Consider the following 12,806-nt stretch of genomic DNA (forward strand, 5'->3'; position numbering starts at 1 on the left):
CGGGCACACCGTGGTGCAGGCCCGCAGCGCCGAGGCGACGCCAGCCCGAATCGTGATGCAGGTGCCCAGGGAGGTGCGCCGCGTCAGAGGCCGGGGCAGCGGAGAGGGACGAGGGGATAGATGGATGAACACAAGGGGACTACCCGGCGCATCGGCGCCGGGCGCCGGCTGCTGAGCAACCCACGTCAGGCCGGTGCGACGGTGCGCGCGGGCTTTCAGTCGCTGCCCGCGGTGACGATCGCCCATCTGTTCCGCCGCGTTCCCCCGGTCAGCTCGAGCCCGAGCGCCGAGCCCGAGGCCGCGCGGCAGACCGACGGGTCCCGCCCGTCGATAACCGGCGGGGCGCCGTTCGCGGGCTACACGATTCTGCGGCAGCTGGGCGCCGGGGGCATGGCCGAGGTGTATCTGGCCCTGCACCCCCGGTTGCCGCGCCGCGACGTGATCAAGGTGCTGGCGGAGGCGGTCACGGCCGATCCCGAATTCCGCGAAAGGTTCAACCGCGAGGCCGATCTCGCCGCGACGCTGTGGCATCCCCACATCGTCGGCGTGCATGACCGCGGCGAATTCAACGGCCACCTTTGGATTTCCATGGACTACGTCGAGGGCACCGACGCCTCCCGGCTGGTGAAAGAGCGCTACCAGGACGGGATGCCGATCCAAGTGGTGTGCGCCATTGTCCAAGCCGTCGCGGGCGCCCTCGACTACGCTCACGACCGCGGGCTGCTGCACCGCGACGTCAAACCGGCCAACATCCTGCTCACCCATCCGGAAGACGGCGAACGCCGAATTCTGTTGGCGGACTTCGGTGTCGCACGTCACCTGGGCGACATCAGCGGAATCACTGAGACCAACGTCGCCGTGGGGACGGTGGCCTACGCCGCGCCGGAACAGTTGACAGGAGCCAACATCGACGGGCGGGCAGACCAATATGCTTTGGCTGCAACGGCTTTCCATCTGCTCACCGGCACCCCGCCGTTTCAGCACTCGAATCCGATCGCGGTGATCAGCCAGCACCTGCACGAGGATCCGCCCCGGCTCAGCGATTACCGTCCGGAGCTGGCGCATCTCGATGAGGTGTTCCACCAGGCCTTGGCCAAGCAACCCGGGGACAGGTTCGAGCGGTGCCGCGCGTTTGCCGCCGCCGTCAGTGAGGGATCCGACGGTGTCGCCCACGCCGGCCCGGGAGCCCAGCCCCGAACCGCGGCGTTGACGGCTCCTCAGCGCGGCCCGCGCGCCGTCGCCGCGGCGATGAACCACCGGCTCTCGTCGCGGACGCGGTGGGCGGTCGGGTTGGTGTGCGCAATGCTGATCGCCGTGGCGGCCACCTGGTCGGTGCTGTACTCGTTCGAGCCGGACACCCCGCCGGGCAACCCGGCCCTCGCGTCGAAGCCGTCCGTCCCCGCGCCAAGCGCCGCGCCGGGCAGGTCCGGCGGACCGGTGCTCAACGGGAGCTACAAGCTGGACTACGACCAGAGCAAGCGGACCACCAACGGCGTCGCGATCCGCCACGACGGCCCCGCCACCGGCTGGTGGGCTTTCCGTTCGGCGTGCACCACCAACGGATGTGCGGCCACCGGGACCCGGCTGGACAACGCCACCCACCAAACCGCCGACGGGGGCAAGACGGACACGCTGCACTTTGTCGGCGGCTATTGGCAGGGCGCCCCCCAACAGGACCGGCTGGGCTGCACCCAACCGAACAGCCAGGTCAGGGCCACTCAGCAGGAGACCCTCGCCTGGTCGCTGGCGCCCCAGTCCGACGGCACCCTGCGCGGCACGGTGACCGAGACCGTGCTCAGCAACGAATGCGGCGCGCAGGGCGCGGTGGTGCGGGTGCCCGTGGTAGCGACCCGGGTCGGCGACGTGCCGGCCGGCGTGAACCTGAGCGACCCCGCCCAGGCGGTCAGCACCTCGACGGCGGCATCGGCCCCGGCACCGCCCGTGCTCGGCGGGCTGTGCAGCGACATCGGCAAGCTGGCCTACGACCCCACCAACAGCGAGCAGATCGTCTGCGAGGGCAACAGCTGGGCCAAGGCCCCGATCACGATGGGCGTGCATGCTTCCGGCAGCTCCTGCGACCGACCGGGCACTTCGGTGTTCGCCATGAGCACCTCGAACGACGGTTACCTGCTGCAGTGCGACCCCGTCACCCGGACCTGGACCCGTCCGGCGGGGTAGCGGCGCGCGGCGTGTGCCCCGCCGCTACGGAACTCCGCTATAAGCGATCTGCTCTTGTCGGTGGACGGTTCTACCCTGGTGGCATGGCTTTCGCCACGGAACATCCGGTACTCGCCCATTCGGAATACCGCGCGGTCGACGAGGTCGTGCGCGTCGGCGGCCACTTCGAGGTGGTCAGCCCGCACGCGCCCGCCGGCGATCAGCCGGCCGCCATCGACGAGCTGGAACGCCGGATCAGGGCGGGGGAGCGCGACGTGGTGCTGCTCGGCGCCACCGGCACGGGGAAGTCGGCCACCACCGCCTGGCTCATCGAGCGGCTGCAGCGGCCCACGCTGGTCATGGCGCCGAACAAGACGTTGGCCGCCCAGCTGGCCAATGAACTGCGAGAGATGTTGCCGCACAACGCCGTTGAGTACTTCGTGTCGTACTACGACTATTACCAGCCAGAGGCGTACATCGCGCAGACCGACACCTACATCGAGAAGGACAGCTCGATCAACGACGACGTGGAGCGGCTGAGGCATTCCGCGACGTCGTCACTGCTGTCGCGGCGTGACGTCGTCGTGGTGGCCTCGGTGTCGTGCATCTACGGCCTGGGCACACCGCAGTCGTATCTGGACCGCTCCGTGGAACTGAGCGTGGGCACCGAGGTGCCCCGCGACGCGCTGCTGCGGCTGCTGGTCGACGTGCAGTACACCCGCAACGACCTGTCCTTCACTCGCGGCTCGTTCCGGGTGCGCGGCGACACCGTCGAGATCATCCCGTCCTACGAGGAGCTCGCGGTGCGCATCGAGTTCTTCGGCGACGAGGTGGAGGCGCTGTACTACCTGCACCCTTTGACCGGCGACGTGATCCGCCAGGTCGACTCGCTGCGGATCTTCCCGGCGACCCACTACGTCGCGGGCCCGGAGCGGATGGCCCACGCGATCTCGACGATCGAGGAGGAGCTGGCGGCGCGGCTGGCCGAGCTGGAGGGCCAGGGCAAGCTGCTGGAGGCCCAGCGGCTGCGGATGCGCACCAACTACGACATCGAGATGATGCGTCAGGTCGGCTTCTGCTCGGGCATCGAGAACTACTCGCGGCACATCGACGGTCGCGGCCCGGGCTCGCCGCCGGCGACCCTGCTCGACTACTTCCCGGACGACTTTCTGCTCGTCATCGACGAGTCGCACGTCACGGTGCCGCAGATCGGCGGCATGTACGAGGGCGACATGTCCCGCAAGCGCAACCTGGTCGAATACGGCTTCCGGCTGCCGTCGGCGTGCGATAACCGCCCGCTGACGTGGGAGGAGTTCGCCGACCGGATCGGGCAGACGGTGTACCTGTCGGCCACCCCCGGCCCGTACGAACTCAGCCAGGCAGGCGGCGAGTTCGTCGAGCAGGTGATCCGGCCGACCGGACTGGTGGACCCGAAGGTGGTGGTCAAGCCGACCAAGGGGCAGATCGACGACCTGATCGCGGAGATCCGCAAGCGCACCGAGGCCGACGAGCGGGTGCTGGTCACGACGCTGACCAAGAAGATGGCGGAAGACCTGACCGATTACCTCCTGGAAATGGGCATCCGGGTGCGCTATCTGCACTCCGAGGTCGACACCCTGCGCCGGGTGGAACTGCTGCGCCAGCTGCGGCTGGGCGACTACGACGTGCTCGTCGGCATCAACCTGCTCCGGGAGGGTCTGGACCTTCCCGAGGTGTCGTTGGTGGCGATCCTGGACGCCGACAAGGAGGGCTTCCTGCGGTCATCGCGCAGCCTGATCCAGACGATCGGCCGCGCCGCCCGCAACGTCTCCGGCGAAGTGCACATGTACGCGGACTCCATCACGGATTCGATGAAGGAGGCGATCGACGAGACCGAACGCCGTCGGGCCAAGCAGGTCGCCTACAACGAGGCTCATGGCATCGACCCGCAGCCGCTGCGCAAGAAGATCGCCGACATCCTCGACCAGGTCTATCGCGAGGCCGACGACACCGAAACGGTGGGGATCGGCGGCTCCGGACGCAACTCCTCCCGCGGCCGGCGCGCACAGGGCGAGCCGGGCCGCGCCGTCAGCGCCGGCGTGTTCGAGGGCCGCGACACGACCAGCATGCCGCGTGCCGAACTGGCCGACCTGATCAAGGACCTCACCGCGCAGATGATGGCCGCCGCGCGTGACTTGCAGTTCGAGCTGGCCGCGCGCTTCCGCGACGAGATCGCCGACCTGAAGAAGGAACTGCGGGGGATGGACGCCGCCGGCCTGAAATGAGTTTGCTGGCAGCGGATCTCAGATCGTCCCCCTCGCGACACCCCATACGGTAGAAGGGTGACCGACACCGCGACCGTCACCGGCGGCTGGGATCAGCTGCTGGGAGCCAGGTATCTGAGGACTTCCATCCTGCTGGCCGGCGGAGTGGCCCTTTACGCCACCAACGAGTTCCTGACCACCAGCTTGTTGCCCAACACCATCGCCGAAATCGGCGGCAGCCGGCTCTACGCCTGGGTGACGACCTTGTACCTGGTCGGCTCGGTGGTCGCGGCGGCGATGGTCAATCCGATGCTGCTGCGCGTGGGGGCGCGCTCGTCCTACCTGACCGGACTCGCCGTGTTCGGTCTCTCCAGCCTGGTTTGCGCGGCGGCGCCGAACATGCAGGTTTTGATAGCTGGGCGCGCCCTGCAGGGCGTGGCCGGTGGGCTGCTGGCCGGCCTCGGATACGCCGTGATCAATTCCGCCCTGCCGCGCGCGCTGTGGACGCGTGGTTCGGCACTGGTGTCGGCGATGTGGGGCGTGGCGACGGTGGTCGGCCCCACGACGGGTGGTTTGTTCGCGCAGCTCGGCTTGTGGCGCTGGGCCTTCGTGGCGATGGCGGTGCTGACCGGCCTGATGGCCATGTTGGTGCCGGTCGCGCTGGCCCGTGTCGAGCCCAGCACCGCCATGCCGTCGAAGAAGGTGCCGGTGCGGTCGCTGCTGCTGATCGGTGCTGCCGCGCTGGCGGTCAGCGTCGCCCAGATTCCGCGCAACACGCTGGCGACGTTCGCGTTGCTCGCCGTCGGCATCGCGCTGGTGGGGGTGTTCGTGGTCGTCGACTGGCGGACGCACGCGGCGATATTGCCGCCCAGCGTGTTCGGTCCCGGGCCGTTGAAGTGGATCTACCTGACCATGGGCGCGTTGATGGGCGCCGCGATGGTGAACACCTACGTACCGCTGTTCGGCCAGCGGTTGGCGCATCTGACCCCGATCGCGGCCGGCTTCCTGGGAGCCGCGCTGGCGCTAGGTTGGACGGTCAGCGAGATCGTCAGCGCGTCGTTGGAGAGCCCGCGAATGATCGGGCGGGTGATTGTGGCGGCGCCTATCGTCGCCGCTTCCGGCCTGGCGCTGGCCGCGGTCGCACGACGCGGCGACACGACCCCCTGGACGGCCGCGCTGTGGGCGGTGGCGCTGCTGGTGGCCGGGACCGGGATCGGCATGGCCTGGCCGCACTTGTCGGCGCGCGCGATGGCCTCGGTGGACGATCCCGCCGAGGGCAGCGCCGCCTCGGCGGCCATCAACACCGTCCAGCTGGTCTCCGCGGCGATCGCCGCCGGTTTGGCGGGGGTGGTGGTCAACACCGCCAAGGGCGGCGACGGGATGGCGGCGCACTGGCTGTTCACGGTGTTCACCGCGCTGAGCGCCGCCGGTGTGGCGGTTTCCTACCGCGCGACCCGCGGCGTGCGCGAGGCGCTGCCGGTCTAGTCCGCGACGACCAGTTCGACGAGGCGCCGGACACCTTGGACGTTGCCGCCCAGTACCGGCGCGGCCAGCCAGCTCCGCATACCCACCCAACAATTGGCGGTTCACGCCGTCGGCAAAGCGGCAATCACCGCGTGGACTTCACCACCTGCGAGTAATGGAACTGCCAACGTTCGACAATGCGGAAGCCGAGATAACTCGGAAACCGATAAGCCGGGGCGCGCCCGAATGCGGGTCCCGGCGGCAATGACGGTCCGGATTGATGGTCGGGCAGCGATGGTTCTTTATTGGTAATTGTCCAGATTGCGGGACATTTGTTGATTTTGGCCGTCGTCAGCCACACGGCGACGTGGCCGTCCCACAGCGACCCCACCTTCGGCCCGTAGGCGCCGCGTTCGACATCGATGAGTGACCGGAACGCCGCGGGCCGGGTGGCCAGCAGGGCGCGGATCGGCCCGGGCCGCCACGGCACGGTGTTGTCCACCAGCAGGCAGTCACCCGGGGCGGCATGGGAGCTGATCAGATCGGCCACCTGGCTGTAGTCCCAGCCCTCTTTGGCGTACGGCCAGCGCTGGACGAACAGGTAGTTCGGCACCGCGGCGACCGCGCAGGCCAGCACCACTCCGGCGATGGGCCAGGGTTTGCGGGCGATCGTCACGATGCAAACGGCCAGGACGACGGCCATCGCGGGCGCGGTGAAGATCAGGTAGCGCGGGTAGTAGATCGGCTCGCTGACGGCCGAATAGATGACCACGAGCGCGGTGGGGATGACCAGCCACGCCGAGCAGACGATCAAGAGCCGACGCGTGTCGCCGGCCGGGGGCCGGACACCGGCCAGGCGGGCCGCGACCGCCGCCACGATGAGAACGGCGGACAGGATGGCGAACGGGACGCTGTGGTCGAAATACTGGCGCAGAATGATGTCGAACGCGTAATGCCAGCTGACCGGGTAAATCCAGTTGACCTGCCATACCTGCGCGTGGGCGAACACGATGAACGGCGTCATGGCCGCGACCGCGACGGCCGAGCTGATGGCCCACCGGATAACCGCGGATTTGCGCGCCTTCTCGGGCGCCAACAGCGACACCATTACGGCGTAAACCGGCACCAACAGCACCATGTTCAGATTGAGCAGAATCGAGAGCATCAAGGCCAGCGCGTAGCAAACCCACAATCGCGGTCTGTTCCGCCGGGCGGCGACGACGAGCAATACGGTCAGCCAGGCCGCCGCGGCGGCCGCGAAGGCGTAGGGCCGTGCTTCCATGCCCGCCCAGGTGGTGCGCGGCAGGATGGCGAACATGACACCCGCGCAGACAGCGGCCGGCCGTGTCGAGAACTGCCTGGTGAATACCGTGACGCCCGCGGCGGCGGCGCCCCCCGCCAGGGCGCTGGGCGCTCGCGACCAGAACTCCGTCGGCGGGAACAGCGCGAACCAACCGTGCATCAGCAGGTAATACAGCCCGTGCACGGCGTCGATGTGCCCCAGCAGCCGCCACAGCTCCGCCAGCGTCCGGCTCCCGGCGGCCGAGATGGTCGCCCCTTCGTCGAACCACAGGGAGGGCCTGCAGGCCCACGCGCCGCTGACCACGGCCGCGAACACGGCGATCGCCCACGGATCGAGCAACCGCACGGGCGAACGTGCGGGCGCGGGCTCCTCGACTCCGTCCGCGACGCGCTGCTCGACGGTGGGCATGGACATGATGCTTGTCACTGTAAAGCGCAATCGCGGGACCGGCTCACAAATCGCGTCCCGCCCATTCGCCCCGGGCGCTCTCATTCGGCGAAAAGCTGCGTTATGCAACACTTTCCGCCTCGGGCCCGTGCATTTGATTGTTTTGCCATCGGCGATATTGTCCGCTGGCGCAGCGTAGCCCCGCAAATTGTCGACACGCCGCGCCACGCGGTGTCGCTAATCTGTTCCCTCTGCAACGGGCAAACGCGATAGTGTCTTGGGTTGGCTGACCAACCGAAACTGGGAGGGTTAATGGGCGCCTATCAGACTGTGGTGGTGGGAACCGACGGCTCGGACTCGTCAATGCGTGCGGTGGACAAGGCGGCGCAGATCGCCGGGCCGGACGCCAGGCTGATCGTCGCTTCGGCGTACCTGCCCCAGCATGAGGACAGCCGGGCCGCCGACGCGCTGCGCAACGAGAGCTACAAGGTGTCCGGCACCGCGCCGATCTACGCGATCCTGCAGGACGCCAAGGAGCGGGCGCACAAGGCCGGGGCCAAGAACGTCGAGGAGCGTCCGATCGAAGGCGCCCCGGTCGACGCGCTGGTCAAGCTGGCCGAGGACGAGAAGGCCGACCTGCTGGTCGTCGGAAACGTCGGCCTGAGCACGATCGCGGGCCGGCTGCTCGGATCCGTGCCGGCCAACGTGTCGCGGCGCGCCAAAGTGGACGTGCTGATCGTCCACACCACGTCCTAGCGCAGGGCCTCACCAGCCTCGTTCGCGCCATTCGCCCAGGTGAGGGCGTTCGGCGCCGAGCACCGTGTCGTCGCCGTGGCCGGGGTAGATGACGGTGGCGTCGTCGTACACGTCGAACACCCGGGTGGTGACGTCGTCCAGTAGCTGCGCGAAATCGCCCGGCTGCCATGTCTTGCCGACGCCGCCCGGGAACAGGCAGTCGCCGGTGAACAGCTGGGTGACCCCGCCCGTGGCGGGCCCGTCGAGGGCGAGCGCGATCGAGCCGGGCGTGTGCCCGCGCAGGTGGATGACCTTGAATTGCAGCTCGCCGATCTGCACGGTGTCGCCGCCTGCCAGCAAACGGTCCGGTTTGACCGGCAACGCCTCGGCGTCGATCTCGTTGGCGGCGGTCGGCGCCCCGGTGGCGGCGGCTACGGCCTCCAGCGCCTGCCAGTGGTCGAAGTGCTGATGGCTGGTCACGATCAGCGACACCTTCGGTGCGTTCTGCCGGATCAGACCGATCAGGACGTCCGCGTCGTTGGCGGCGTCGATCAGCAACGTCTCCCCGGTCGCGGAACACGTCACCAGATACGCATTGTTGTCCATAGGACCCACCGACGCCTTTAGGATCGTGGCGCCGGGTAGGGTCCGGCGGGCCGCAGCACCAGGGTCGACGTGTCCGATGTAGTTGTCGCTCACCTCGTCGGGGGCAGTCATAGCGGCCACGTTACTGGTCAAACGTTTCTTGTCGGTACGGGCACATAGCATGGAATGCGCCGTGCGCATTACCGGCTGCAGTACGTAAAAGATCCACTGAGAGAGGACAGCGTGGCTGACCGCCTGATCGTCAAGGGCGCCCGCGAACACAACCTGCGGGGCGTCGACCTCGACCTACCGCGCGACGCGCTGATCGTCTTCACCGGGCTGTCGGGGTCGGGCAAATCGTCGCTCGCGTTCGACACGATTTTCGCCGAGGGCCAGCGCCGGTACGTCGAGTCGCTGTCCGCCTATGCCCGCCAGTTCCTGGGCCAGATGGACAAACCGGACGTCGACTTCATCGAGGGCCTGTCCCCGGCGGTGTCCATCGACCAGAAGTCGACCAACCGCAACCCGAGATCGACCGTCGGGACGATCACCGAGGTCTACGACTACCTGCGGCTGCTCTACGCGCGCGCCGGCACGCCGCACTGCCCGGTCTGCGGCGCGCGGATCGCCCGCCAGACGCCCCAGCAAATCGTCGACCAGGTGCTGGTGATGCCGGAAGGCACCCGCTTCCTGGTGCTGGCCCCGGTGGTGCGCACGCGCAAGGGCGAGTTCGCCGACCTGTTCGAGAAGCTGAACGCGCAGGGCTACAGCCGGGTCCGGGTCGACGGTGTGGTGCACCCGCTGACCGATCCGCCCAAGCTGAAGAAGCAGGAAAAGCACGACATCGAGGTGGTGGTGGACCGCCTCACCGTCAAGGCCAGCGCCAAGCAGCGGCTCACCGATTCCGTGGAGACCGCGCTGAACCTGGCCGACGGCATCGTGGTGCTGGAGTTCGTCGACCACGAACACGACGCCCACAACCGCGAGCAGCGCTTCTCCGAGAAGCTGGCGTGTCCCAACGGGCACGCGCTGGCGGTCGACGATCTGGAGCCGCGATCGTTCTCGTTCAACTCGCCCTACGGCGCCTGCCCCGAGTGCACCGGCCTGGGGATCCGCAAGGAGGTCGACCCCGACCTGGTGGTGCCCGATCCCGAACGCACGCTGGCCGAGGGTGCGGTCGCCCCGTGGTCGACGGGCCACACCGCGGAGTACTTCACCCGGATGATGGCCGGCCTCGGCGACGAGATGGGCTTCGACGTCGACACGCCGTGGCGCAAGCTGCCGGCCAAGGCGCGCAAGGCCATTCTCGAGGGCTCCGACCATCAGGTGCACGTGCGCTACCGCAACCGGTACGGCCGAACCCGTTCGTACTACGCCGATTTCGAGGGTGTGCTGGCGTTCCTGCAGCGCAAGATGGCCCAGACCGAATCCGAGCAAATGAAGGAACGCTATGAGGGCTTCATGCGTGACGTGCCCTGCCCGGAGTGCGAGGGCACCCGGCTCAAGCCGGAGATCCTGGCGGTCACGCTGGCCGCCGCGGGAGACCGGGGCGCCAAGTCCATCGCCGAGGTCTCCGAGCTGTCGATCTCGGACTGCGCGGACTTCCTCAACGCGCTCACCCTGGGTCACCGCGAGCAGGCGATCGCCGGGCAGGTGCTCAAGGAAATCCAGTCGCGGCTCGGCTTTCTGCTCGACGTGGGACTGGACTACCTGTCGCTGTCGCGCGCGGCGGCCACGCTGTCCGGCGGTGAGGCGCAACGCATCCGGCTGGCCACCCAGATCGGGTCCGGCCTGGTGGGCGTGCTCTACGTGCTCGACGAGCCGTCGATCGGGCTGCATCAGCGTGACAATCGTCGCCTCATCGAAACCCTCACGCGGCTAAGGGATTTGGGCAACACGCTGATCGTCGTCGAGCACGACGAGGACACCATCGCGCACGCCGACTGGATCGTCGACATCGGTCCCCGGGCCGGTGAGCACGGCGGCGAGATCGTGCACAGCGGGACATACGCCGAGCTGCTGGCGAACAAGGACTCGATCACCGGCGCCTTCCTGTCGGGCAAGGAAGCCATCGAGATGCCGGCGATCCGGCGTCCCGTCGAGCGCAAGCGTCAGCTCACCGTCGTGGGCGCGCGCGAGCACAACCTGCGCGGCATCGACGTCTCGTTCCCGCTCGGCGTGCTCACCTCGGTGACCGGCGTGTCCGGCTCCGGGAAGTCGACGCTGGTCAACGACATCCTGGCCACGGTGCTGGCCAACCGGCTCAACGGTGCCCGGCTGGTCCCGGGCCGGCACACCCGGGTGACGGGCCTGGACCACCTGGACAAGCTGGTGCGGGTCGACCAGTCGCCGATCGGTCGCACGCCGCGGTCCAACCCGGCCACCTACACCGGCGTGTTCGACAAGATCCGGACCCTGTTCGCGGCCACCACGGAGGCCAAAGTTCGTGGCTACCAACCGGGCCGGTTCTCGTTCAACGTCAAGGGCGGCCGCTGCGAGGCGTGCACCGGCGACGGCACCATCAAGATCGAGATGAACTTCCTGCCCGACGTGTACGTCCCCTGCGAGGTCTGCCACGGTGCGCGCTACAACCGCGAAACCCTGGAAGTGCACTACAAGGGCAAGACCATCTCCGAGGTGCTGGACATGTCGATCGAGGAGGCGGCGGAGTTCTTCGAGCCGATCACCGGCATCCACCGCTACCTGCGCACGCTCGTCGACGTCGGCCTGGGCTACGTCCGGCTGGGCCAGCCCGCCCCGACGTTGTCCGGTGGCGAGGCTCAGCGCGTCAAGCTGGCCGCCGAACTGCAGAAGCGCTCGACGGGGCGGACCGTCTACATCCTCGACGAGCCCACCACCGGGCTGCATTTCGACGACATCCGCAAGCTGCTCACCGTCATCAACGGGCTGGTGGACAAGGGCAACACCGTCATTGTCATCGAGCACAACCTGGACGTCATCAAGACGTCGGACTGGATCGTCGACATGGGGCCCGAGGGTGGCGCCGAGGGCGGAACCGTTGTCGCGGAAGGCACTCCGGAGGACATCGCCGCGGTGCCCGAAAGCTACACCGGCAAGTTCCTCGCCGAGGTCATCGGCCGCGCGGCCCCGCCGCGGCGGTCGAACCGGCGGCGCAAAGCCACCGCCTGAGCGGCCGTCAGCCGGGGATCTTGGTCGCCATCTGGTTGGCGATCAGCCTGGCTTCGTTGATGGTTCCGGGTGCGCAGAGGTTGACGTCGAGGACCACATTGGACACCGCCTCCAGGACGTGCTGGCACACCACCGGGCTGTTGGCCAACGTGTGCTGTAGGGCGATATTCGGCGGATTTCCGCTGATCTGCCCGAAGGTCCATTCAAACGGGGCCTTGTCGCTCGGCTGGGTCACGGTTTTCCCGCCGCAGTCCCGCCATTGCGCCCATTGGTTGTTCACGAATCCCCGGGCCTGATCGGCGGACGCGAAGATCACCGCACCCTGGGCCACGACGTAGGCCGGATTGCTTTGCGGCTTCTTCATCAGCTGGGCGAGCATCGCGGTGTAGCCGCTGCTTTTGTACGTCCGGGTTTGGAAACCGATCAGCGCTCCCAGGCACTTGTCGTCCGACAGCGTGTTGCCCGGGCCGGGGTCGGTCATCTCGGTCGTGTTGTGGTCGACGATGATCCCGGTGGTGCCGACCAGCGTGTTGATCTGGTCGACCGGGAGCAGGAGCGAATCCAGTTGTGCGGGAGCCATTGTCGGGGCGGCGCTGCTGGTCACTGTGCTCGTGGTGGAGGGAGCGGCGGTGGTCGTCGTTGGGGAGGCGTCGGGCTGCGTGGCCCCGGACTTATCGACCGCCAGCCACACCCCGGTGCCGGCGATGACCGCGACGACGAGCGCGAGAGCGCCGATGACCAGCCCCAGCCTGCGCTTGGGCGGCTGTCTCTTATACACATCT

Annotated in this window: 8 protein-coding genes; 5 read left to right on the top strand and 3 right to left on the bottom strand. The window is 68.2% G+C overall.

Annotated features, from left to right (window positions below; translation table 11 throughout):
* The first annotated feature begins 120 nt into the window (after positions 1-120).
* The 3 genes from A5758_RS23485 to A5758_RS23495 all read left to right on the top strand — a co-directional run bounded on the left by A5758_RS23485 (position 121) and on the right by A5758_RS23495 (position 5,885).
* Positions 121-2,178 carry a serine/threonine-protein kinase gene (locus tag A5758_RS23485; RefSeq protein WP_067745063.1) on the top strand — a complete coding sequence of 686 codons (2,058 nt, stop codon included), beginning with the start codon at positions 121-123 and terminating at the stop codon, positions 2,176-2,178.
* An 83-nt stretch (positions 2,179-2,261) separates the two neighbouring features.
* Entirely contained in the window at positions 2,262-4,421 is a 2,160-nt protein-coding gene (gene uvrB / locus A5758_RS23490) for an excinuclease ABC subunit UvrB (RefSeq protein ID WP_067209518.1), read from the top strand.
* A gap of 57 nt (positions 4,422-4,478) precedes the next feature.
* Positions 4,479-5,885 (top strand): MFS transporter, encoded by a 1,407-nt coding sequence (locus A5758_RS23495; RefSeq protein ID WP_067745066.1) that lies wholly within the window; start codon positions 4,479-4,481, stop codon positions 5,883-5,885.
* 124 nt (positions 5,886-6,009) lie between these two features.
* Here A5758_RS23495 and A5758_RS23500 read toward each other — a convergent pair whose 3' ends face one another.
* The gene (locus A5758_RS23500; RefSeq protein WP_067745069.1) at positions 6,010-7,581 is read right to left on the bottom strand and encodes a glycosyltransferase family 39 protein; all 1,572 of its coding nucleotides are present in this window, start codon (positions 7,579-7,581) and stop codon (positions 6,010-6,012) included.
* A 285-nt stretch (positions 7,582-7,866) separates the two neighbouring features.
* On the opposite strand from A5758_RS23500, the gene A5758_RS23505 reads away from it, so the two are divergent.
* Positions 7,867-8,310, top strand: coding sequence for a universal stress protein (locus A5758_RS23505; RefSeq protein ID WP_066953138.1), 444 nt, complete (start codon positions 7,867-7,869; stop codon positions 8,308-8,310).
* Between the two features lie 9 nt (positions 8,311-8,319).
* On the opposite strand, the gene A5758_RS23510 is transcribed toward A5758_RS23505, so the two are convergent.
* Positions 8,320-9,006 (bottom strand): MBL fold metallo-hydrolase, encoded by a 687-nt coding sequence (locus tag A5758_RS23510; RefSeq protein WP_067745071.1) that lies wholly within the window; start codon positions 9,004-9,006, stop codon positions 8,320-8,322.
* A gap of 111 nt (positions 9,007-9,117) precedes the next feature.
* Between A5758_RS23510 and uvrA the strand changes: the two genes are divergently transcribed.
* Complete coding sequence (uvrA, locus tag A5758_RS23515) at positions 9,118-12,024, top strand: excinuclease ABC subunit UvrA (protein ID WP_067745123.1); 2,907 nt, start codon at positions 9,118-9,120, stop codon at positions 12,022-12,024.
* A gap of 7 nt (positions 12,025-12,031) precedes the next feature.
* Here the strand turns inward: uvrA and A5758_RS23520 are convergent.
* Positions 12,032-12,806: sensor domain-containing protein (locus A5758_RS23520; protein ID WP_197504042.1), on the bottom strand; the 775-nt coding region annotated here is incomplete at its 5' end.

The sequence above is a fragment of the Mycobacterium sp. 852014-50255_SCH5639931 genome (genome assembly GCF_001665605.1).
Lineage (GTDB): Bacteria > Actinomycetota > Actinomycetes > Mycobacteriales > Mycobacteriaceae > Mycobacterium > Mycobacterium paraffinicum.

Coding starts and splice junctions, on each gene's coding strand:
- A5758_RS23505 (WP_066953138.1), top strand. CDS start 7,867: ATGGGCGCCTATCAGACTGTGGTGGTGGGAACCGACGGCTCGGACTCG.
- A5758_RS23510 (WP_067745071.1), bottom strand. CDS start 9,006: ATGACTGCCCCCGACGAGGTGAGCGACAACTACATCGGACACGTCGAC.
- A5758_RS23485 (WP_067745063.1), top strand. CDS start 121: ATGGATGAACACAAGGGGACTACCCGGCGCATCGGCGCCGGGCGCCGG.
- uvrB (WP_067209518.1), top strand. CDS start 2,262: ATGGCTTTCGCCACGGAACATCCGGTACTCGCCCATTCGGAATACCGC.
- A5758_RS23500 (WP_067745069.1), bottom strand. CDS start 7,581: ATGTCCATGCCCACCGTCGAGCAGCGCGTCGCGGACGGAGTCGAGGAG.